This window comes from Desulfovibrio sp. 3_1_syn3 (genome assembly GCF_000145315.2).
GTDB classification, from domain to species: Bacteria; Desulfobacterota; Desulfovibrionia; order Desulfovibrionales; family Desulfovibrionaceae; genus Desulfovibrio; species Desulfovibrio fairfieldensis.
In genome coordinates, this window is the sequence record NZ_ADDR02000001.1 from 2,509,996 (window position 1) to 2,533,506 (window position 23,511).

Genomic DNA, 23,511 nt, shown 5'->3' on the forward strand with positions numbered 1-23,511 from the left:
GTTTTAGCATTGCTGTCGGTATCCGTACGGTTCGAAGACTCGCCAACGGCTACCGCTTCCGCAGCACGCGGGCGGTGTACCGTTTGAAATGTGTGACATTTCAAACGCAAAATGCTCTAAGGATGCGCAGCATGAAAGACTCTGCCCTGGAGATCATAGCCCGCCATGCCCAGGACGGCGCGCGCCTGCGTGAGGAATTTTTCCGCGCGCAGGCTTCCGATCTGCGCGAGGCCGCCTTGCGCGCGGCCCTCTGCCTGGCCGGGGGCGGCAAGATTCTGCTCTGCGGCAACGGCGGCAGCGCGGCCGACGCCCAGCATCTGGCCGCCGAATTCGTGAACCGCTTTCTGATGGACCGCCCGGCCCTGCCGGCACTGGCCTTGAGCACGGATACATCGGCCCTGACCGCCATCGGCAATGATCTGGATTTCAGCCAGATTTTCGCGCGGCAGGTGGAGGCTTTGGGGCGCAAAGGCGATCTGTTGGTGGGCATTTCGACCTCCGGCAACAGCGCCAATGTGCTCGCGGCCCTGCAGACGGCCCGGCGGACCGGGCTGTTCACCGTGGGGCTCACGGGCCAGGGCGGCGGCGGAATGGCCCCGCTCTGCCATATCCTGCTGGAAACGCCCACGCGGCACACGCCGCTCGTTCAGGAGCTGCATATTGCCGCCGGACATCTTTTCTGCCAGCTCACTGATTATTATCTGTTTGAAAATGTTACGGCGCTTACGCCGTATTTCCAATCAGACCAGGAACAGAAGGATTGAGCATGCCCATTTATGAGTACAGCTGCGAAAAATGCGGCCGGGAATTTGAGGAACTGTTTTTTGACGACGCCGCGCCCGTCTGCCCCCACTGCGGTTCGCGTGAAACGCACAAGCTCATGTCCCGTTGCGCCCATTGTACGGGCGGCAGCGACGGCGGCGAGTATGCCGCGCCGTCCTCCGGCGGAGGCGGCGGCTGCGCCGGATGCTCCGGCGGCAATTGCGCCAGTTGCGGGCATTAAACCACGCGCACCGCGCCGGACAAAACTGACACGGGCATCGCCCTTCACTAGTGTCTAATTTTTCAAGTTAGACACACAAAATCCGAAGGATTTTGCGGCGGCGTAGCCGTGAGTCAGCGAAAAACCACGCTTTTTCGCTGACGATCCTGCAAAAATTGAGAGCACAAATATGTTCGAAATTTTTGTAATCAGACACTAGGAACAAAGAACAGGAAGCTATGCGCAAGCATCTCGTCATCGCCACCCGCGGCAGCCGTCTGGCTCTCTGGCAGGCCGAACATGTCAAAAGCCGCCTGGAAGCCCAGGATCCGGGGCTCACGGTTTCGCTCAACGTCATCAAAACAAAAGGCGACATCATTCTGGACGTGCCCCTCTCCAAAGTGGGCGGCAAGGGGCTGTTCGTGAAAGAAATTGAGGAAGCCCTGCTGGACGGGCGGGCGGATCTTGCCGTGCACAGCATCAAGGATGTGCCCATGGTCCTTCCGGAAGGCCTGATTCTGGGCTGCGTGCCGCAGCGCGAGGCCTGCACCGACTGCTTCCTTTCCGTCCACTATGCCGACCCGGACGCCCTGCCGCAAAAGGCCCATGTGGGCACCAGCAGTCTGCGGCGGCAGGCACAGCTCTTGTCCATGCGGCCGGATCTGCGTATTTCCAGCCTGCGCGGCAATGTGGACACGCGCTTGCGCAAACTGCAGAATGGGGAATACGACGCCATCATCCTGGCCTCCGCCGGACTCAATCGTCTGGGGCTCAGTGCGCCGTACATGGCCCCTTTGGACCCCGAACGCTTTCTGCCCGCCGTGGGCCAGGGCGCGCTGGGCATTGAATGCCGCGAAGACAATTATGATCTGCTCGTCCTGCTGGCGAGCCTGGAAAATCGCGCCACCCGCGTCTGCGTGGATGCCGAACGCGGCTTTCTGGCCGGACTGGAAGGCGGCTGCCAGGTGCCCATCGCCGGGCATGCCCGCCTTGTGGACGAGGAAACCGTCAGCCTCAAGGGACTGGTGGCCGAAGTGGACGGCAGCCTGATCCTGCGCGGCGAAAAAAACGGCAATGCCGCGGACGCCCGCGCCCTGGGCCTGGAACTGGCCGGGGAACTCCTGAACAAGGGCGGCCGCGCCATTTTGGAAAAACTTTACCAACAACAGTAAGAACTATATATTTATGCCAAGCATCACACCTCTGCCCACCACCCGGCTGCACGCCACGTTTGATCCGGCCCGCATTCCCTGGGAGGACAGCCGGGCCATTCCGCTGCCGCGCAACGGCAACAGCCGCAAGAATCCCTTCCAGCCACGGGCCATGCAGGCTCTGGACCTGGCCCTGCAAATCCGCACAGCCGGTTACAACATATATCTTTCCGGCGAAGCGGACCTCGGCCGCAGCTATATGCTGCTTTCCTATCTGCGTCCCCAGGCGCGCAAGGCTCCTACGCCGCCGGATCTGGTCTATGTGCAGAACTTCGCGGACCCGGACCGCCCCAGCCTGCTGGCCCTGCCCGCCGGACAGGGTAAAAAGTTCAAGCAATCCCTGAAAGAAACACTGGAAAACGTCGGCAAAGAGCTGGCCCGGCGTTTTGAGGCCACAACCTACGTCAAGCAGCGGGCCAAGCTGGTGGACCAGTTCCAGAACGTGCGCATCGGTCTGCTGCACAAGATGAACTCGGTGGCCGTGCATAAGGGTTTCAATCTGGACATGGACGAAAACGGCGGCCTGACCCTCTACCCTCTGGTAGAAGGCAAGCGCCTGAGCGAAGAGGAGTTCGAGCGCCTGGACAATACGGTGCGCCTCAACCTCAAGCGTCGGGGCGACAGTCTGGTGCAGGCCATGGCCGGTTTCATGCGCCAACTGAACAAGGCCGAGGAATCCTTTCACGACGATGAACGCGACCTGGAACGCCAGGCCATGGCCCAGGTGCTGGACGCCCTGCTCACTCCGGCGCAACAGCGCATCCTGAAGGCCTGCCCCGTGCCGGGGCTGGCGGACTATTTCGCGGCCCTGCGCGAAGATATCCTCAAAAACACCGAATCCTTTCTGCCGCGCGACGGCATGCCGGGGCAGCCCGGCGGCGAAGGGCACGCCCTGCCGCCCATGGAAAACATTTTCTACCGCTACGAAGTCAACCTGCTGGTGGACAACAGCGGGCAGAACGGCGCGCCCATTGTAGTGGAGGACCACCCCACGGCGATCAATCTGCTGGGCTGTGTGGAACGCGAGTCGGAAATGGGCGCGCTGGTCACGGATTTCACCCTGATCAAGGCGGGCAGCCTGCACAAGGCCAACGGCGGCTTCCTGGTCCTGCACATTGAGGACCTTCTCCAGCATCCCAACGCCTGGGAAGGCCTGTTGCGCGCGCTGCGCTCCAATCAGGCGCGCATTGAGGACACCGGCGACACGCCGGATACGGCCATCCGCACCAAGGGCATCACGCCTGAACCCTTGGCGCTCGATCTCAAGGTGGTGCTGATCGGCGGCGAAGAACTTTACGAAACCCTGCTGGTCAATGACGACCGCTTCGCCAAACTCTTCCGCATCAAGGCCCACATGGCCGACGTGACTGAGCGCAACGCCGAGAACATCCGTATTTACCTGAGCCATATCGCCAGGATCATCGAGGAAAACAAGCTGCGGCCCTTTGACCGCACTGCTCTGGCCTGGCTGGTGGATCTGGGCTCGCATCTCTGCGAGGACCAGCGCCGCCTTTCGCTCAAATTCCCTCTGCTGCGCGAGCTGATGATCGAAGCGGCGGCCTTGGCCGAGATGCGCCGGTTGCCTCTGGTCAGTGCCGCCATTCTGGAAGAAGCCTATGCCGCGCGCACCTATCGCGCCAATCTGGTGGAAGAAATCTTCATGGAGGAATACGACCGCGAGATGATCAAGGTGCGTACCTCCGGCTCGGCCGTAGGGCAGGTCAACGGGCTTTCGGTCACCTGGCACGGCGACTTTGAATTCGGCCTGCCGCACCGCATTTCCTGCACTGTGGGCGTGGGGCACGAAGGCATCATCGACCTGGAGCGCGAGGCGGAGCTGGGCGGCCCCATCCATACCAAGGCCATGATGATTCTGAAAAGCTATCTCACAGACCTTTTCGCCCGCAAAAAACCGCTGGTGCTTTCCGGCTCGCTCTATTTTGAACAGAGTTACGCCGGCATTGAAGGCGATTCGGCCTCGGGAGCGGAACTGGTGGCCCTGCTTTCTGCCCTGGCCGACGTGCCGGTGCGCCTGGATCTGGCCTTTACCGGCGCGGTGAGCCATTCCGGCCAGATCATGGCCGTGGGCGGAGTAACCCGCAAAATCGAGGGCTTTTACAAGGTTTGCGCCCGGCACGGGCTTACTGGCTCGCAGGGCGTCATCATACCCCGCGACAATGTGGACCATTTGATGCTTGCGCCGGACGTGCTGACGGCGGTGGAGAAAAAACAGTTTGCCATTTATCCGGTACGCCGCATTGAAGAAGCGCTGACCTTGCTCACCGGCCTGCCCGCCGGACGGCGACGCAAAAGCGGCGGTTTTACGTCGGGCAGTCTGTATGATCTGGCGGACAGACGTCTGGAACGCCTGGGGGGATATGCGCAAAATGCCTTCCGCAGGCCCCGCAAAAGTTGAAAATCGGTTCTTTTATTGACTTTGCCGTTCCCAGGCGGTAATGGTTTTCGGCCCTGACAATACTTCAGCCCGGCCTTGTACCAGCGCCACGAAATGAATATGAACAAAAGCAAAAAAGAAGCATTGCTCCAGGCGGCCAAGGAGCTTTTCGGCGAATGCGGTTATGTGGAAACCACATTCAAGAAAATCTCCGACCGGGCCGGCGTGGCTCTGGGCCTTCTGACCCATCATTACGGAAATAAAGAAAAACTGTTTCTGGCCTCCGGGCTGGATGTGCTGGAGCACTTCCTGACCAAACTGCGCGAGGCCACCGCAGACGCGGATTCCGGCTTTGACGCCGTGATGCACTTCTGTAAAGCCTACCTTGATTTCTCCATTGACAAAAATTCCAACTGGCTGGTTCTGGTGCGCTGTTCGCCCTACAGCGACATGAAGACCAAGACCGACCGCGACCTGATGGACTCCATGTTCTCACAGGTCCATCAGTTGTTGGAAACACTCATCGCGCGCGGCGTCAATGACGGCAGCCTGGCCAGGGTGGACAGCAAGGCCACGGCCCAGGTGATCATTTCGCTGATGGTCGGGGCCAACCGTACCCAAGTGCTGACCCCTTACGCCCTGCCCACCCTGTACAGCGATGTGCTGGACTTTGTGGCCCGTTCCATCAAGGCCTGATCTTTTCCGGCATATTCCACTCCGGGGGCATTGACAGCCCGCCCGGTGGAGGATAAGGGTTGAGGCATGAACGCAGCCATGACGTTTCGATTTTTTCGATATTACGTCGCCAGAGTCAGCCACTGACCCCGGTTCGGTTGCGTCGCCGTTTTTTTCAGACAGCATGCAAAGATGGTATATACCGCCGACCAATGGGGTCGGCGGTTTTTTTATGCCTGAAGGAGGCTCCATGGATACTCTCTCCACGCTTTTGCTGGCCGATACCGCCGTGTGCATAGCCATTCTCTCTCTGGCCGGGTCGTTGCTGCTGGCCCTGGTCGGCCTGGGCCGCCAGGTCCGCCGCCGGAGCTGACCATGCTGCTCGATGCCCTGATATGGATCGCCTACATCGCTGTTTTTGTCTGGCTGGCCCGCAAAGGCCAAGGGCATGACGCCCTGGCTTCGGGTCGCGTGGGCTTCGGCATTCAGGCCTTTGCCTACGTGGCGACCTACATTTCTGCAGTGGCTCTGGTGGGCTTCGGCGGTCTGGCCTATGCCTACGGCCTGCAAATGCTCCTGGTGGCCGCAGGCAACGTCTGGCTGGGCACCTGGATCGTATACCGTTTTCTGGCTTGGCCCACCCGGGTCTGCCAGCGCAACCTCCAGGCCCGCACTCCCACCCAGCTCCTGGCAAAAGGGCACAAAAGCCCGTTTCTGGGCAAAGCGCTGGCTCTGCTCTTCGCGGTCTTTCTGGGCGTCTATGCTTCGGCGGTCATCAAGGGCGCGGCCCTGTTGCTGGCCCAGATTCTGCCGCTGCCGCTCTGGTCCCTGATCTGGCTGGTGGCCCTGCTGGTGGGCTTCGCCGTCTTTGTGGGCGGGCTGCGCGGCGTGCTCTACACCGAAGCCATGCAAGGCCTTGTTATGCTGCTGGGCATCTGCATGCTGGTCTGGGCCGTGTTCAGTAAAGTAGGCGGCCCCATCCAGGGCATTGCCGATCTGGCCCAGCTGGCTCCCACGGCCCAGGCCAATGAAGGATTCCTGGCCCTGTCCAGCGGCGAACAAGGCTGGTTCATCATTTCCCTGGTGGTGGTGACCTCCATTGCCGTCTGGGCCCAGCCGCAGATGATCCAGCGCCATTTCGCCCTGAATTCGGCGAAGCAGGTCAATAAAATCACGCCGCTGGCCATGCTGGTGCTTACCGTGCTGGTGGGCGGAGCCTACTTCGTGGCCTCGCTTTCCCGCCTGATCCTGCCGGAAGTGGCCTCGCCGGATGACGTAATGCCCACTCTGGTCAAAATGCTGCTGCCCAATGTGGGCCTGCAGATTTTTGTGCTGGCTATTGTCTCGGCCTCGCTTTCCACGGCCACGGCCATCTTTCATATCGCCGTCTCGGCCATTGCCGAGGATCTGCCGGGGCGCAAGGCCTCGCGCTCCATGTGGCTGCTGGGCATCGCCTTCTGCGTGCTGCTGTCCGGGGGCTGCGCCCAGATCAAGGGCCAGCTCATCGCCCTGCTCTGCACCACCAGCTGGAGCATCGTGGGCGCCACTGTTCTGGTGGCCTACGTGGCCCTGGTGCGCTTCGGCAAGCGCAGCTCCCTGGCTGCCTGGATAAGCTGCGTGGCGGGCTTCACCAGCTGCATGCTCTGGTATCTGCTGGCGCATAAAAGTTTCGCGCTGACCCCCCTGCTCTGGGAACAGGCCGCGCTGATTCCGCCTTTCTTTGTGGGTTTCGCCTTCTCCCTGGCCGGCTGGCTGCTGGGATGGGCCGTGGACAGAGAAGGCCGCAAGGCCTCCTCTTTCTGGCCCGCGGCAAGCGCCTGAGCACGCACGCCGATAAAACCCGACCTCTCGTTTTGATCAAACAAAGGGCGCGGCATCATCAGTGATGCCGCGCCCTTTGTTTGATCCGTGCCTCGCGATCAGCGAGCAGTTTTGTGCCTACTATCTCAGAACCCGTCCGTCGCCTCGATCAGCCACTCGACGCAAAGCCGGACTTACGCCGCGACCGCTTCCGGATGCCGGGGCCCTTCCTTGAATACCTTCTGCAAGACATAGACCGCCGCCATCAAGCTAAGGCCGATGATATCCGTAACCAGTCCCGGGGTGATCAGCGTAATGGCCGCGGCCACCAGCACCAAGCGTTCCCAGAGATAAAGGTTGCGCAGCCAGTAGCCCACACTCGCGAAGGAAAGTGAGGCAATGCCCACAGCCGCGGTGCAGACGATGAAAACAATCTCCGTATTGCTGGCGCCGATCATCAGCAGGCCCGGATTGTAGCAGAAGATATAGGGAATCAAAAAACCCGCCAGAGCCAGCTTAACGGCCATAAAGCCCGTGGCGTTGGGTTCCGACCGGGCAATGCCCGCTGCCGCATACGCGGCCAGGGCCACCGGCGGAGTCAGGTCGGCCAGGATGCCGAAGTACATGATGAAGAGATGCGCGGCCAGCATGGGCACGCCGAAAGTCTGGATGGCCGGGGCCGCAATGGTGGCCAGCACGATGTACTTGGCAGTGGTGGGCAGGCCCATGCCCAGCACAATGGAGGCCAGCATGGTGAAGAAGAGCGTCAGGGCAAAGCTGCCGGCGGAAAGGGTCAGAATGGCGTTAGCCAGCTTGAGCCCCACGCCGGTGAGCGTCACCACGCCGATGACAAAGCCCGTGCAGGCGCAGGCCGCGGCCACGCCCAAGGCCAGACGGCCGCCGTTCTCCATGGCTTGCAGGATGTCCTTTCCGGCCTGGCGGTTACACTGCGCAAGGGCGTGCCCGACCTTCATGCCGCTGGAACCGGCTCCGGCCCAGGCCTTCCAGTTATTGGCCACCAAGGAAATGATCACGGTCGCCAAAATGCAGTAATAAGCCGATTTGAGCGGCGTATAGCCCTGAATAAGCAGATAGATGAGCACGAAAATGGGAATGAGCAGATAGCCGCCCTGGCGCAGTACGAACCATGCGCGCGGCAGGCGTTCCTTGGGAATGCCCTTGAGGCCCAGGCGCTTGGCTTCCATGTGGACCATGAAGCCCACGGCCAGATAATACAACAGGGCCGGGATCAGCGCGGCCTTGGCAATTTCCACATAGCCCACGCCCAGAAACTGGGCCATGATGAAGGCAGCCGCGCCCATGATCGGGGGCATGATCTGGCCGCCCGTGGAGGAAGCCGCTTCCACCGCACCGGCAAAAGCTCCCCGGTAGCCCACGCTTTTCATCAGAGGGATGGTGAAGGTGCCCGTGGACACGGTATTCGCCACGGAAGAACCGGAAATGGTGCCGAAAAAGCCGCTCGCCAGCACGGCCACCTTGGCCGGGCCGCCCACAAAGCGTCCGGCGGCTGCCAGGGCCAGGTCAATGAAAAACTTGCCCAGGCCCGTACTGTGCAGAAACGCGCCGAACAGAATAAACAGAAAGACAAAGGAAGCTGAAACGCCCAGCGGCATGCCGAACAGGCCTTCCGTGGTCAGATACATATGGGCCACGATACGCTTCATTGAGAAGCCGGGATGGCCCATCATGCCGGGAATCAGGTTGCCGAACTTGGCGTAGAGCAGAAAGCAGACGGCAACCAGGGTGATGGGCAGCCCCACGATGCGCCGCGTGGCTTCCAACACCAGCAGAATGGAGGCACAGCCGAAAATGAAGTCCATCTCGGTGGGCGGCCCGGCATCCAGCACGATCACGTCGTAATTCCAGACGATATAGCCGCAGACCGCCGCTCCGGCAGCGGCCAGCAACACGTCGTACCAGGCGAGCTTATGCTTGCTGCCTGTGGCCCGCGCCGGATACAGCAGATAGATCAGCACCAGCACAAAGCCCAGGTGCACGGCGCGCTGGATTTGCGGCGGGTACGCGCCGGTGGCCGCTGTAAAAAGATGGAATCCGGAAAGGGCGATACAGAGCACGCGGATAAAAACTTCCAGGCCGCCCCTGAACGTACGATAGGCTGATTCCTTATCATACTTGGCTACGATTTCGGAAACGTCGACGGTGTCCTGAACCTTTTCCACCGTCGCGGAATCCAGCTTTTCGGCCTCTTCCAAGGCAAAACCGCCGGACCCCTCCTGTTCGATAACCTTCATCCGCTCTTTATGGCTCATCCTTACCTGCCTCAAAACTAAACGTTGTCATGCGCCGGGGCGGCGACCGTTCCGCTTACCGGATTGCAGCCCCCGCGCGGACGCGCGGAACCAGCGTAAAGGTAACGGCACTGCCCGGCGGCGCCAGTTCCGCCAAGGGAATCTCGCGCGTCATGCCGCGCGCGGATTTTCCTTCAGCCGCGCCCTCCCGCGGCAACAGCAGCGTATGCCGCGCAATGCGCCCCACGCGCACATCAAAAGAAGGCAGCGCCTTGTGATAACCGCTGATTACAATGTGCCCGTCGCCGGTGGACATGGTCTGCCCCGGCCCCGGAGTGTGCGGCAGGCCCGCCCCGAAATCCTGATAAACCGTTTTTTCCAGAAAAATTGTCTGATGACTGACGCGGAACCAGTCTTCCACCGGGCTTTTGGCCACGGAATGGATGTAACGAATGCCGAAGCTCAGTCCTTCCCGCGCCGGACAGGAAAAGAGCACAACACCGTCAGCATTCTTCAGCACCAGGTCGCCGTCCGTTCCGTCCGGGGAAGCCGCCCGCGCTGCCCCTGCCCAGAGCAGTGTGCAGAGACACAGCAAAGCTGTCGGCATGTACAAAAAAAATTTCGGCATGTCCATTCCGCCCGCAGGCCGCGTCGGGCGGAAGCCCTGCCCCCGCCCGGCCGTCATCGTCTACGGCATTTTTCGTTTGAGCGGGTGTCCACTCGCACAGCCGTCAGCGCAATTCCACTTTGAAATAGCTCTGAAACGAAACAGGGCGAGGGAAAGCCCCTCGCCCCAAGGTTTTACTTCAACGCGCCTTTTTCCTTGAGGTACTTGGCCGCGCCGGGATGGAAGGGAATGGTCACGCCGTCAGCCGCATGCTGCAGAGAGATTTCCGCGCCCTTGTTGTGGGCCTTGGCAACGTCGCCCAGATTTTCAAACAGGGTCTTGGTCAGGGCGTAGGCCACGTCGTCGGGCATATTCTTGTTGGCCACCAGAATGGCCTGCACCGAAAGCGTGGGCACGGCATTTTCCTGGCCTTTGTAGGTCTTGGCCGGGATGGCGTCCTTTACCAGATAGGGGAACTTGGCCACGATTTCATCGGCCTTGGCCCCGTCCAGCGGCACGAAAACCACTTCCTGGGCCGTGGTGATGTCCTGGATGGCCGGATTCGGGGTGCCGATGGTAAAGACGAAGCCGTCCAGCTGGCGGTCCTTGAACTGGTCGGCGGTTTCGCCGTAGGGCAAAAAGATGGGCTCCACGTTCTTGTAGTCCAGGCCGTAGAAGCCGAAGATCTGGCGGCAGTTCACTTCATTGCCGCTGCCGCGCGCGCCCACGGAAACCTTCTTGCCCTTGAAGTCTTCCAGCTTGGTCACGCCGCTGTCCTTACTGGCGACCACGTGCAGGTATTCAGGATAGAGACGGGCAATGGCGCGCACGTCCTCGAGCTTGGTACGGAAAGGGGCCTTGCCGTTGAAGGCGGAGTCAGCCACGTCGTTCTGCACGATGGCGAAATCCACGTCGCCGGCCTCCACCAGGCGCATATTTTCGCCCGAGGCGCCCGTGGCCTGCGCGGTGATGGCCAGAGCCCCGTTGCTTTTGGAGGTGAGCACCTGACCGATGGCGCCGCCCAGGGGGAAGTAGACCCCGGAGGTGCCGCCGGTGGCCAGGGTCAGGCGTTTGGCATCGGCAAAAGCCGTGGCGGCGGCCAGAATCAAAGCGCCGGCCAGAACAAGGCTGAAAACTTTTTTCATCTGGGGATACTCCTTGAACAGGGTTGACCCGTCAGACAGGCGGGCCGCGTCCAATGCGACCGCCGTGCGCCACGGGTGGAAAAACGATGGGAACTATGTATGCATACACCAGTGAGGTGCCAAAAGCAAATCAAGAGCGCTCCGACGCGCCTGAACCAGGCTCTGGGTCGGTTGGCGCGACAGAGGATTGCCGCTTGCCGTTTACCATTGCTTTGCAGTAAAATGCAAAAATACGTGGGTATTTCATAACCGCATCCGAGGAGGCCGTCCCATGCAACACCGCGTTTTTCTTCCGGGCTTGGCTCTGCTTCTGGCGGGCAGCCTGCTGCTCACCGGCTGCGCCAGCCAGTACGGCGCGCAAAAAACCAAGGTCAACTATTATCCGCAGTGCTACCAGCCCGTGGCTCAGTTGCGGCAGGATGAGAACAGCACTGGCACCAGCACCGCCGTCGGCGCGGCCGGGGGCGCTTTGCTGGGCGCGCTGATCGGCGGCCTGGCTACCGGCAAAGTGGAAGGCGCGGTGGCCGGTGCGGCCGTGGGCGGCGTGTCCGGCGCGGTGGCCGGCAACATTTACGGCAAATCCCAGGCCCGGGACCGGGACGCAGCCTATCTTCAGGCCTATTCGCGCCAGCTGGGTTCCGAAGCGGCCAGCATGAACCGCGCCACGGCGGCGGCCAAGGTGGCGGCCAAGTGTTATGACGAACAGTTTCAGCTGGCGGCCAATCAGTTCAAGGCCGGACAGATCACCCGGCTGGACTTTCAGGACCGCTACAATGAGATCCGCAGCGGCCTGGAGGAGACGTCCTTCATCCTGAACAGCACGGCCACGACCATGGCCCAGAAGGACAGCGAATATCAGCGGGCTCTGGCCGAACAATACACCGCCGCCGAACCGGCCTCAGCCAAGCGCGCCAGCACGGCCAAAAGCGGCAAGCGCGCGACCGCGCGACCGGCTCCGGCCCCGAGCCAGAGCAACGTCACAGCCCAGGCCGAACAGTGGAAGACCTCCCGCGAAGAGCTGGAAAGCACGCGACAGGATGTGGACTCGCGCCTGAACGCCTATCAGCAGACAGTGGACAATCTCTTGATCTGACCCGCGCCCGCCCCGCACGGCGTTTCTGTTGCGGGGCGGGACGCGTTTTGCCCTGCCGGGCAGCTTGTGAAAGCGGAGCTTGCGCATGACAGACGGCGAAAATAAGACTTCCGGCTCCCCCGCCGGTACGCCCCCCCCTCCGGTGGAAAACGTCGCGCCCCGGACGCCCCCCGTGGCGATTCCCTGGTATCGGCGGCCCTGGTTCTGGGGTCTGCTGCTTTTTCTGTGCCTCCTGCTGCTGGCGACCTGGCTGCTCCGGAAGGAATGGCAGGCTGCGGAAGCCCGACGTGCGGCCCTGGAAAAACAAACAGCGGAAGCCCGGCACAACAACGAGGCGCGCGAGGCTTTTTTGCGGCAACTGCGCTTGCTGCTTGAAAAAGACCCCTGCGATATTCAGCGCGAGCTGAACAGGCTCAGCCCGCCGCCGGGCGTGGTCTGGCCGCCGCTGTCTACTCCCTCCCCTTCTCCGGCCGCCAGGCCTGAAGCTCCTGTGGCAACGCCCGCGTCGCCTCCGGCTGTCCAGCCGCAGGCCTCGACGCCCGCCCCGCCGACCAGCGTGGCTGAACTTCTGGAGCAGGGCACGGTACTGGTGCTGGCCCAGAGAAAGGAAGGGCTCTCCATGGGCTCCGGCTTTTTTGTGGCTCCCGGCTACATTGTAACCAATGCCCATGTGGTGGGCGACGCCACCCAGGCCATTGTCACCAACAAAGCCACCAGGGGCCTGCTGACCGCCAAGGTTCTGCGCACCACCCAGTCCGGCGGGCGCGATTTCGCCGTGCTCCAGGTGCAGGGCGCGCCCTCGATCACGCCGCTCAAGCTGGCCGCCGACATCAAGCGCACCGAACGGGTCAGCGCCTGGGGCTTCCCCGGCGCGGTCACCGTGGATGATCCCAAGTTCGCTGCCCTCTTGCAGGGCAATGCCGCCGCCGCGCCGGAAGTCGTTTATACCGACGGCTCGGTGAGCGTGATCCTGCAACGCGATCCGCCGCTCATCGTGCACACGGCCACGGTTTCCCAAGGCAACAGCGGCGGCCCGCTGGTCAACGACAAAGGCGAGGTGGCGGGCATCAATACTTTCATCAAACTGGACGACGAATCCTACCGCCAGTCCAGCCTGGCTATCGTCAGCGCCAGCCTGGCCGACTACCTGCGTTCCGTGGGGATTCCATTCAGTCTGGCGGCCCCGCCCGCCGCTCCGGCCGCCAAAGCCGCCGGGGGAGGCAAGCCATGAGCGCCCGGATTGCCGTCAGCCTGCGCGGTCAGATGCGGGCCCTTGCCAGCCAGGGTATTTTCGCCACGGATTGCTATGCCCAGATGCGGGCCATCCTGCTTCAGAAACTGGGGCCGGAGCACGCGGCCCTGCTGGCCGAACCCCAGCACGACGCGGAAGGCCGTAATGTGGACTGGTATGCCGCAGGCCAGGGAGAGGCACGGCCCGTCAAAGAACTGCCTGAAGCCGAGGCCCAGGCCCTGCGCGCCGAAGCCGGCGGCCTCGCCAAGGATATCCTGAACCTTTCCCGGTCCCTGACCGCCGAGGCCCAGGCCCGGCAGGCTCTTTCAGGCCAATTGCTGCAACTGGCCCTGCAGCACCCGACAGAAGATGACCTCTGGTCCGTGGGCGGCAAACCGGTCCTGATCAACTGGGGTTTCGCGCCCGGAGCCGTGGGCGCCCAGCCCCAGGATCTTTCCCGCCTGGGGGCCGTACCGCCCCCCGCGCCAATGGCCGCCCCCACGCCTCCGCCGCCCCCGAGCCGAAGCGGCTGCCTGCCCTGGTTGTTGCCCCTGCTTTTGCTCCTGCTTCTGCTCTGGTTGCTGCTGGCGGCTCTGGGCATTCTGCCCTCGCCTCTTCCGGCCTCTTGCTTCAGAACGGACACAGCGGCTCTGGAAACCGAAAAAAGCCGTGCCGCTCAACTGGACGACGAGCTGGCCCGACTCTGGCAGCAATTGCAGGAACGCGCAGCCCTCTGTAAGCCCGTGATCCCGCCGGTGGCGGCGAAGGAACCGGAAAAACCGGTCAAAGAACCTAAAAAGGAACCGGAAGTGGTGGAACCCTTCCTGGGTGAAACCCCGCCGGAGCCGGAAAACCCCAAGGTTGAGAAGCCCAAACAGGAAAAGCCCCAAAAGCAGGAGCCCAAGCCCGAACCTCCTGCCCCCAGGCCAGCGCCCAAAAAGAACGAGGACCTGAACATCCCCAGCGATGCGGCCAAAAAGAACGACCTCACCTTCCTGGAAGGCTGCTGGACCAGTGAGACGGGCTTGTATTCGCATCCTTCCAATGAGCCGATCATTGCCGAATACTGCTTTGACAAGAACGGCAAGGGCCGCCGTTTCGTGCGCGAACGCAATGGACAGGTTTGCAGCGGTTCGGCCAGCGCGCGCTTCCAGGGCAACCGCCTGCTCTTTGATTCCGATCCGGCCCGTTGCCCGCGCGGCGGCACCTATGTGCCCCAGAAAGTGGAGTGCACGGGCAGTGAAAGCAGCACCCAGTGCAAAGGCAATGAACTGGGCGGGGCCCGCCATAAGTGGGACGCCCGTTTCAGAAGGAAATAAGCATGGACGCCATTCCCCGTTATCTCTCGCCCGTCAGCATCATTCCCGGCGGCTGCCCGCAGTTTCTGGATTTCGCCCTCCCGGAGGAAGCCATCCACCGCCTGCGCCGCTATTTCCGCGAGGAAAAAAAGCAGGAGGGCGACGCCGGGGGCCGCTATACCCACTATCTGCGTTGCCTGGTGGAAACGGAAAACGGCTTTGTGGACCAGTTGACCGGCCAGCCCTGCGACTACGACTACGACATGGACGCCCGCCGCGCCCTGGACGTCTGGGAAGGACAGTGGCTGCCCATTCCCTTTCTGCGCACCCTGGACCAGCTTTGGCCCGACGGCGGCAGGCGCTTTGAATGCGGCCCCTCCAACTGGGCGCGGGCCAGAATCATGCGTTCGGAGCAGCATCCCGGCCGGTTGCGCGTCGTACTGGCTTTTGACACCAACGTGGAGCCGCGTCCCGCCGAAGGCGAGGAATATTACGCCCTTTCGCCGCAGGACGTGGCGGCCCACGGACATTTCATGCTGGCCTGTCAGGTGCGCGACAATTCCTGGTTCCTCAACGCTGCCTGGGTGGATGAATGGCTTTCCGGCATTTACAGCGCCTGGCGACAGGGCAAACACCACGGGCGCGGCTCCTGGCAGGAGGAAACGCCCTATGTTCTTGAACACCTGGCCAGCTATCTGACTTGGCTGGAAGTGGTGCGCCTGGCTCTCGACGATTTGGCCGCCCAGGTCATCAATCCGGACCGCGACACACCGGTGGATGTGGACCTGATTCTGGATATCGGCAATTCCCGCACCACGGGCATACTGGTGGAAACCCTGCCCCAGCGCGTCACTAATCTCAATGACAGTTATCTGCTGGAATTGCGTGATCTCAGCCAGCCCGACCGGATCTACGCCGAGCCCTTTGAAACCCGCGTCGAATTTGTGGACGCGGCTTTCGGCAACGACGCCCTTTCCCGGCGTTCGGGCCGCCAGAGCCCGGCCTTTGCCTGGCCTGCGGCCGTGCGTATCGGGCCGGAGGCCGCGCGCCTGGCAACCCAGGCCGTCTGCGCTGAAGGCACCACCGGCATGTCCAGCCCCAAACGCTATCTCTGGGACGAGCGCCCCTGGCAGCAGAGCTGGCGCTACAACACCGGCGGCAAGGCCGAGCCCATGGTCAGCCGCGGGCTGTTCGCCCGCCAGCTCAATCCCCAAGGCACGCCCCTGGCCTGCTTTGACGATCCGCTGTTCAAGAAAAGCCCTGCCCTGCAAAAACAACAGGCCGAACCCATTTTTGAGTCCCTGTTCACCCGTTCGTCACTGATGCTCTTTATGATGGGCGAGATCCTCACCCAGGCCCTGGTGACCATCAATTCCCCGGCCACCCGGGCACGGCGGGAACTGCCCAATCTGCCCCGGCGGCTGCGACGGCTGATTTTCACCGTACCCACGGCCATGCCCGTGGCGGAAAAACGCATTTTCCGCCGCTGGGTGCTCTGGGCCGTACGGGTGATCTGGGACGCCCTGGGCTGGGGCCAATGGTATCTGCCCCAGCAACAGAACAAGGGCCAGAGCGGCGATTACCGCCTGAGCCCGCAGGTGCGTTGCGACTGGGACGAAGCCAGTTGTTCGCAGCTGGTCCTGCTCTACAATGAGCTGGCCGTCAAACAGCACGGCGACGCCCACCATCTTTTCCGGCTGATGGGCAAACCGCGCGCCGCCTACGGCAATCATCCCTGCGTACGCATTGCCTCCATCGACATCGGCGGCGGCACCACGGATCTCTCCATTACCACCTATGAGCTGGCCAGCGGCGAGGGCGACACGGCCCGTATCGTGCCGCATACGGAATTCCGCGACGGCTTTAACATCGCGGGTGATGAAGTTTTACGTGAAGTTGCGGCAAATCACGTCATCCCGGCCATCGGCGAAGCTCTGGTCAAGCAGGGCCTGGCGGAACCGCGCGGACTGCTGGGCCAGCTGTTCGGACGCGACGCCATCGGCATGTCCCAGGAGGAACGCAATACCCGCGTACGCCTGGTGCGCCAGATCGCCGTGCCCGTTGCTCTGGGCCTGCTGGCCGCCTGCGAGAATCCGGACATGCGGGACGACAGTTACAGCTGCGTTCTGGGCGACTTTTTTGAGCCGGATCCTTTGGCCGCGGCCACCACCGCTCCTTCCACGGACGACGAAGAAGGCGGCGGCTTCACTCCGGCCGTACGCGCTCCCCGGCCTCAGGCCGCCATTTTGCGTGCCGTGGATCACTTGGTGCGCCGCGCGGCGCCCTTCATCCAAAACTTTAATATTCTCGACGTGCCCATTCAGGTCCGCCCGCGCGCGGTGGACGCCACGATCCGCGCCACCCTGGGTCCCACCCTGTCCGCGCTCTGCGAATTGGTCCATTTGTACGACAGCGATGTGCTTCTGCTCACGGGACGCCCCAGCGCCTGGCAGGGCGTCATCGCGCCGGTGCTCGCCAAGCTGCCCGTGCCGCCGGACAGGATCATTCCCATGCGCCAGTATCATGTGGGCAGCTGGTATCCTTTTGCCGACGCCCTGGGCCGAATCACGGACCCCAAAACCACGGTTGTGGTGGGGGCCATTCTCTGCGCCCTGGCCGACGGCCATTTGGAGGGATTTTCCTTTGATTCCGGCGCGTTGCGCCTGACATCTACAGCCCGTTATATCGGCGAGATGGACATCAACAGCCAGCTCAAACGTCCCAAGGTCTGGTTTGAGGTGGATGTGGAAAGCAAGGACGGCACGGAACAGAGCCGCCAGGTGGCTTTCAGCGGCCCGCTGTCCATCGGCTACCGCCAGCTGGACGCCGAACGCTGGCCCACCACGCGTTATCACCTGCTGGCTTTTGCCAGCGAGGAGGCCCGCTCCCGCGCTTCCGGGCGGTTGCCCTACACGGTGGAAGTACGCCTGCGCGTGGAGGACGTCTGGGATGACGCCCCGCGCACGGACGACGACAAGGAACGCCGCAGCGAAGGCGAATTCAGCATTGATGCCATTACGGACAACCAGGGCCGCAGCGTGGACCGCCGCGATCTGGAAATCCGTCTGCAAACCCTGAAACTGGACGAAGGCTACTGGCTGGATACCGGCATTGTGACCGACGCCGGCTAAACGAGGATGACCATGCAGCAGCAGGATACCGATCTGGCCCGGCTTTGTCGCGATCTGGCAAAGGAATCCCGCCAGGCCGTGGCTTGGCTTCAGGACAATTGCGAACTGGTGGGCAACGAATGCGCGGCCCTGCAAAAGGACATGCGCCATGCCGCCCGCTTTTTTCACAAATGCGAGCAGGCCGCGCGCCGCAAGATGTGCGTGGGCGTTTTTGGCCCCAGCCAATCCGGAAAATCTTATCTTATTTCGGCTCTGGCCCGCGATGCCAAAGGCTCCTTGCTGGCGGACTTCGGGGGCAAGTCCTATGATTTCATCACCCAGATCAATCCCGAGGGCGGCAAGGAATCCACCGGCCTGGTGACCCGCTTCACCACAACGCCGCCCGAAGGTTTGAGCGAAGGTTTTCCCATCCGCCTGCGTCTGCTTACGGAGACGGACGTGGCCCGCGTGCTGGCCAACACCTATTACGCCGATTGCGAACACAAGGAAGCCCCGCAGCCCGAAGCCCTGACAGCGGCTCTGGACGCCCTGGAAGCCCGCGCCGCCCAATCTCCTGTCAGCGCGGGCGTGCTGAGCGGCGATGACCTGGAAGACTTAAGGGATTACATTAACAAAAATTTCAGTTCCCGGCCGCGCGTGCAAATGCTGCAAAAAGGATTCTGGCTGCGGGCTGTGGAACTCGCTCCGCGCCTGGGCCTGGAAGACAGGGCGCAACTGCTGGGCCTGATCTGGGACAATGTGCCGCAATTCCAGAGCCTCTATCTGCAACTCTGCGGCGCATTGCGCGATCTGGGCAATCCGGCGGAAGCAGGATGTCCCATTGAGGCCCTGATTCCGCGCAAGACCAGCATCATCGACGTGGCCCTGCTGCACGGGCTCAGCGAACCCGCCACGGACATGCTGACGATTCTGGGGGCCGAGGGTCGCAAGGCCTCTCTGCCGCGCGCGGTGGTCACGGCTCTGACCGCTGAAATCACTATCCACATGCGCGAAAAGCCGGACGACTTCTTTGACCACACCGACCTGCTGGACTTCCCCGGCTACCGTTCGCGCCTGAAACTCGAAAATCTCAATCAGGAGCTGGAGCGACCAGGCACGCTGGAAAACCTCTTTCTGCGCGGCAAGGTGGCCTACCTTTTCGAGCGTTACTGCGAGGAAAAGGAACTCACCAGCATGCTGCTCTGCATCGGACCCGGCAATCAGGAGGTACAGGACCTGCCCCGCGCCGTGTACGAATGGATCTGCTCCACCCACGGCGAAAACCCGGCCCACCGCGCGGGCAAGGCTCCGGCTCTCTTCTTTGTGCTGACCAAGATGGACATGGAGTTTGAAAAGAAAAAGGGCACGCCCTCCGTGGAAACGCGCTGGACCACGCGCCTGCAATCCTCCCTTCTGGACTTCTTCGGCAAACAGCACGACTGGCCGGAAAACTGGGACGGCAGCCATCCTTTCAATAATGTCTTTCTGCTGCGCAATCCCAATTTCCGCAGCGAAGCCATTTTCAGCTTTGACGGCGACAAGGAGAGCGGCATCCGCCCGGAACAGACACTGTACGTGGAAGAGGTGCGTCAGGCCTTTTTGCAGTCGCCCCTGGTCCAGCGCCATGTGGCCGAGCCGGAAATTGTCTGGCAGGCGGCCATGACCCTCAATGACGGCGGCGTGGCCCTGCTGCGCGAAAGACTGCGTCCGCTCTGCAATCCCGAGCTCAAACGCCGCCAGATCACGGTCAGCCTGGACGAAAAACGCGAGCAGGTCCTGACCAAGCTCACCCCCTTTTATAAAAGCGACGACCGCGAGGAATTGCGCCGTCGGCAGGAACAGCTTTCGCGCACCCTTGTGGCCTTGCTGGCCCGGCTGGCGGAGAAGCAGCTTTTCGGCGAATTTCTGCGCGCCCTGCAGGTGCGGGACTTTGACCTCTATGAAATCTGCTTCCGGGCCGGACAAAGCCCGAAGCAGGGGACGGCTTCCGTCGCGCCCGCGCCGGTGGTAGGCGCGCGGGTTTCCGCCGACGACATTCTGGGCGACATTTTCGGCGACGCCCAGGCAGTACCGGCGGCATCCGCAATACAAGAAGAGGACCGCGCCCGTGACACGGCCGCCGTTTTCGCCAATCTGGCGCTGGAGCACTGGATCGGGCGGCTGCGCGATCTGGCCGGTGATGCGGAGGCCCGCAACTATTTCGGCCTGCCCGCCAAGGAGCTGGACCAGTTCTGCCACGAACTGATCACGGCCGCCGCACGCTGCAAGCTGCGCGAAAACCTGGAAACCGAACTGCGGCGAAGTTCCGCCTACAGCAATATGGCCCGCGAACGTCTGGTCTGGAAGCAGGTCAGCCTGGCAGCCGACGCTATCAACGCCTTTGTGGACTGGCTGGGCTTTGACCCGCGCTTCAAGGATCAGGCGGCGCGTACAGTTTTGTTCGGCGGCAAAAGCGTCAGCCTGTTCAATCCGCCGCCGGTCATCACGGGTGAGCCGCATATCGCGGAAGAAGAATCGCCCTATGACCGCCTCTGGTATACGGACTGGCTGCGGGCCCTGGCCTACAGCGTGACGGCCAATGTGGACTTTGACGGCCGACAGACCGTCAACCCAGAACAAAACAACCGCCTGCGTGATATTTTGCAGGCGTTCAAGGAATAGCGCATGCGCGCCACAATCACAGCGGACCCTTCGCGCGGTCCCGGTTACGGCATTATTGAAATCCACGACGCGGGCAATGTGTTCGCCCCCGCTTTCGTGCTGCGCCGGGGCTCGGACGGCAAAACCCTTTCCAGCGGCGGCTGGCAGGAAAGCGAAACGGCGCTCACGCCCGACGCCTGGGACAATGACGGCGGCAGCCTGCGCCTGGCCGTGGGCCCGGCCGTGGTCGATGAGATGGACAATCTGGACGCCTACCGCATCAGCCTGACCGGCGCGGGGGCCTGTGTACTGGTGGTTCAGAATCTGGTTTATTCGCATATCAGCGGCGGCCAGGGCGTGGGCGTCTATGCGCCGCCGACCGAGCCTTTGCAGGCCGTGCCGGAAACAGAGCCCGCAGTGGAAGCCCCCGAACCGGAGCCTGTTGTTACGGAGCCTCCCTTGCGGATGGCCCGGGAACCGGGAGAGGGAAAAAGCGGTAAGGGCGGCCTGCTGGTCGGCCTTGCGCTGCTTGTGCTGGTGGCAGGCGTCGCTGTGTGGTGGTTTATGCTGCGCGCGCCGGAAAAACCGCCTCTGCCGTCAGCCCCCACGGCGGCCCAGAACCAGACAGCACCCGCCGCATCCGCAAATCAATCTCCCTTGGCCGCCGCCCGCGAACAATTGCGCGGCGAAGCCCGGCCTGAAATGAGCCTGGCCCTGGCCAAACCCATGCGCAAGGCCGGAGCCGGAGCGGAAGAAAGCGACGCGGCCTTTCTGCTGTTGGAAGACGCGGCCCAGAAGGGCAATGCCGAGGCCATGCTGCTGGTGGGGCAATTTTATGACCCAGTCAGCTCCTTGCCGCGCGGCAGCATTCCCGTGGACATGGGACAGGCCAAACACTGGTATGAACAGGCTAGGCAAAAAGGCCAGGCCGAAGCGGCCAAAGCTCTGGACGCCCTGCGCGTCCATGTGCAGACCGAAGCGGACAAGGGCAATGCCGAGGCCCGAAGTTTGCTGCAAAACTGGAAGTAGAGCGTGCCCACACGGCGCGCCGGGAGAAAATAATGCGTATGTCCGTCCGTCTGTGGTCGGCGCTGCTTGCGGCCTTGTGTCTGAGTCTGGCCGCCATGGCGGTTCAGGCCGAACCGTCTCCGGTTTCCGTCAGCCCGTTGCTGCAACAGGGCAAAAAAAGCCTTTTCCAGCGGGTGGTCAGCCATCCGGGGGCCAAACTGCTGGCAGAGCCCAAGGCCGACGCCAAGGTGCTGCAGGAAGCGGTCGTCCCCTTTACCGTGCTCTATGTCTATGCCCGCAAGGACGCATGGTTGCAGGTGGGTCCCTCCACCACCCAGCCTGCCGGATGGCTGGAGGCGGCCAAAGCCACGGACTGGAACCAGTCCCTGACCCTGCTGTTCACCCCGCGCACGGGACGCGACCCGGTGCTCTTTTTCAAAACCGAGCAGGATCTCAATGCCCTCTGCTCGGCCGCCGACATGGAGAAACGGCTGGGTACACTGCTGTCCGCCGCGACGCAGGCCGCCAAGGGGGGGACGGTTCCCGCCGACCTGCCCATTGTGGCCAGCGAACCTGAGGGAAGTCAGGGGGCCGTTTCGGAAAAGCGTTTTTATCTCATGCCCATTCTGGCCATGCAGGATCCCTTTGACGGAGTAAAATTCCTGCGCGTGGCCTCCATTGACCCCGGCGACTATGCGAAAAACAAGAACGGCGGCAAAAACGGGCCGCCCAAAACCGGCATAGCCCTGGTCATCGACACATCCATTTCCATGAAGCCCTATATTGAGCAGAGCCTCAACGTAGTCCGCCAGATCTACGACAAGATTGAAACGGACAAGATGGCCGACAATGTGGGCTTCGCGGTGGTCGCGTTTCGCAGCAGCACCACAGCCACGCCCGGCCTGGAATATGTGTCCAAAGTGGTCAGCGACTTCGCTACGGCCAAAAACCGCAAGAGTCTGGAGGACAAACTGGCCCAGGTGCGGGAGGCCACGGTTTCCAGCCACGACTTTAACGAAGACTCTCTGGCCGGGGTGTACAAGGCCGTGGAAGCCCTGAACTGGGGCGATTATTCCTCGCGTCTGATCCTCCTGATCACCGACGCGGGCCCCCTGAAAAACGGGGATAAATACGCCTCGGTGACAATGGGCGTTAACGAGCTCAACGACTTTGCACGCCAGAAAGGCATCTGGATTACGGTGCTGCATATCAAAAGCCCCGGCGGAGCCAAAAATCACGGTTACGCCGAGCAGAGCTACCGTGCCCTGAGCAAACTTTCCGGCAACCGCTCCAACTATCAGGCCGTGGCCGCGCCCACCCCGGCGGAGGGCGCGCGCCAGTTCGCGACCGTGGCCAAGGCCCTGGCCACCGGCATGGTGGACATGGTCAAAAATACGGCCGCCGGTAAAATCATGACCCGTCCCAAGGATGAAACGCCGCAGCAGGCCACGCCCGAACAGCGGGCGGAGCAATTGGCCGCCACCCTGGGGTACGCAATGCAACTGGAATATCTGGGCCGCGCGCGCGAGAACCAGGCCCCCAGCGTGGTCAATTCCTGGATCGCGGATATGGACCTCAAGAGGCTGGCCAAACATGAACAGAGCCCCAGCGTGGAAGTAGCCGTATTGCTGACAAAAAATCAGCTCAACGACCTCAGCGCGCAGCTCAAGGCCATTATCGACAATGCCGAACGCACCAAGAAGACCGACTCGCGCGATTTTTTCCAGGGCATTCTTTCGGCTTCCACGCGCATGGCCCGCGATCCAAACCTGCCCACACAGGGCAAGAACCTAGCCGAGTTGGGCGTGTTGTCCGAATTCCTGGACGGCCTGCCCTACAAGAGCGACATCATGCTGTTGCGCGAGGAGGACTGGTACCGCATGAGCATCGGCGAGCAGACGGCCTTCATCAACCGCCTCAAGTCCCGCCTGGCCCGTTACGAGGAATATGACCGGGACCGCGCTAACTGGGAGAGCTTCGGCCAGCCCAACGCCGGAGACTGGGTCTACCGCGTGCCCTTGAACATGCTGCCGTAGCCCGGACCAC

17 protein-coding genes are annotated in these 23,511 nt (G+C 62.2%); 14 read left to right on the forward strand and 3 right to left on the reverse strand.

Going from position 1 to position 23,511, the window contains the following annotated elements; all coding sequences use genetic code 11:
• Positions 1-131: 131 nt before the first annotated feature.
• The 7 genes from HMPREF0326_RS10640 (at position 132) to HMPREF0326_RS10665 (ending at position 7,084) form a co-directional block, all read left to right on the forward strand.
• Positions 132-764, forward strand: coding sequence for a D-sedoheptulose 7-phosphate isomerase (locus HMPREF0326_RS10640; protein WP_008683872.1), 633 nt, complete (start codon positions 132-134; stop codon positions 762-764).
• Positions 765-766: 2 nt separating this feature from the next.
• Positions 767-1,003, forward strand: a complete 237-nt coding sequence (locus tag HMPREF0326_RS10645; protein WP_020990518.1) for an FmdB family zinc ribbon protein — start codon at positions 767-769, stop codon at positions 1,001-1,003.
• A gap of 218 nt (positions 1,004-1,221) precedes the next feature.
• The gene (hemC, locus tag HMPREF0326_RS10650; RefSeq protein WP_008683868.1) at positions 1,222-2,154 is read left to right on the forward strand and encodes a hydroxymethylbilane synthase; all 933 of its coding nucleotides are present in this window, start codon (positions 1,222-1,224) and stop codon (positions 2,152-2,154) included.
• Positions 2,155-2,167: 13 nt separating this feature from the next.
• A complete protein-coding gene (locus tag HMPREF0326_RS10655) occupies positions 2,168-4,609 on the forward strand; it encodes a Lon protease family protein (protein ID WP_008683866.1) in 2,442 nt (813 codons plus the stop codon).
• A gap of 99 nt (positions 4,610-4,708) precedes the next feature.
• Positions 4,709-5,284, forward strand: a complete 576-nt coding sequence (locus HMPREF0326_RS10660; RefSeq protein WP_035060207.1) for a TetR/AcrR family transcriptional regulator — start codon at positions 4,709-4,711, stop codon at positions 5,282-5,284.
• Between the two features lie 229 nt (positions 5,285-5,513).
• Positions 5,514-5,636, forward strand: a complete 123-nt coding sequence (locus HMPREF0326_RS17525) for a hypothetical protein (RefSeq protein WP_009301553.1) — start codon at positions 5,514-5,516, stop codon at positions 5,634-5,636.
• A 2-nt stretch (positions 5,637-5,638) separates the two neighbouring features.
• A complete protein-coding gene (locus tag HMPREF0326_RS10665; protein WP_020990519.1) occupies positions 5,639-7,084 on the forward strand; it encodes a sodium:solute symporter family protein in 1,446 nt (481 codons plus the stop codon).
• 173 nt (positions 7,085-7,257) lie between these two features.
• On the opposite strand, the gene HMPREF0326_RS10670 is transcribed toward HMPREF0326_RS10665, so the two are convergent.
• From HMPREF0326_RS10670 to HMPREF0326_RS10680, 3 genes are all read right to left on the reverse strand, one after another.
• The gene (locus tag HMPREF0326_RS10670) at positions 7,258-9,354 is read right to left on the reverse strand and encodes a TRAP transporter permease (protein WP_009301551.1); all 2,097 of its coding nucleotides are present in this window, start codon (positions 9,352-9,354) and stop codon (positions 7,258-7,260) included.
• Between the two features lie 55 nt (positions 9,355-9,409).
• Positions 9,410-9,961 (reverse strand): DUF1850 domain-containing protein, encoded by a 552-nt coding sequence (locus tag HMPREF0326_RS10675; protein ID WP_009301550.1) that lies wholly within the window; start codon positions 9,959-9,961, stop codon positions 9,410-9,412.
• 173 nt (positions 9,962-10,134) lie between these two features.
• Entirely contained in the window at positions 10,135-11,085 is a 951-nt protein-coding gene (locus tag HMPREF0326_RS10680) for a TAXI family TRAP transporter solute-binding subunit (protein ID WP_009301549.1), read from the reverse strand.
• Between the two features lie 271 nt (positions 11,086-11,356).
• On the opposite strand from HMPREF0326_RS10680, the gene HMPREF0326_RS10685 reads away from it, so the two are divergent.
• From HMPREF0326_RS10685 to HMPREF0326_RS10715, 7 genes are all read left to right on the forward strand, one after another.
• A complete protein-coding gene (locus HMPREF0326_RS10685; protein ID WP_020990520.1) occupies positions 11,357-12,178 on the forward strand; it encodes a YMGG-like glycine zipper-containing protein in 822 nt (273 codons plus the stop codon).
• 85 nt (positions 12,179-12,263) lie between these two features.
• On the forward strand, positions 12,264-13,409 hold the full coding sequence (locus HMPREF0326_RS10690) for a S1C family serine protease (RefSeq protein WP_009301547.1): 1,146 nt from the start codon (positions 12,264-12,266) through the stop codon (positions 13,407-13,409).
• Complete coding sequence (locus HMPREF0326_RS10695) at positions 13,406-14,728, forward strand: SrfA family protein (RefSeq protein ID WP_008683853.1); 1,323 nt, start codon at positions 13,406-13,408, stop codon at positions 14,726-14,728. The genes HMPREF0326_RS10690 and HMPREF0326_RS10695 overlap by 4 nt, the downstream gene beginning before the upstream one ends.
• Before the next feature lie 2 nt (positions 14,729-14,730).
• A complete protein-coding gene (locus HMPREF0326_RS10700) occupies positions 14,731-17,838 on the forward strand; it encodes a virulence factor SrfB (protein WP_008683852.1) in 3,108 nt (1,035 codons plus the stop codon).
• Between the two features lie 12 nt (positions 17,839-17,850).
• On the forward strand, positions 17,851-20,478 hold the full coding sequence (locus HMPREF0326_RS10705; protein WP_020990521.1) for a virulence factor SrfC family protein: 2,628 nt from the start codon (positions 17,851-17,853) through the stop codon (positions 20,476-20,478).
• 3 nt (positions 20,479-20,481) lie between these two features.
• Entirely contained in the window at positions 20,482-21,486 is a 1,005-nt protein-coding gene (locus HMPREF0326_RS10710; protein WP_008683848.1) for a sel1 repeat family protein, read from the forward strand.
• A gap of 32 nt (positions 21,487-21,518) precedes the next feature.
• A complete protein-coding gene (locus HMPREF0326_RS10715; protein WP_009301543.1) occupies positions 21,519-23,501 on the forward strand; it encodes a vWA domain-containing protein in 1,983 nt (660 codons plus the stop codon).
• Positions 23,502-23,511 lie beyond the last annotated feature (10 nt).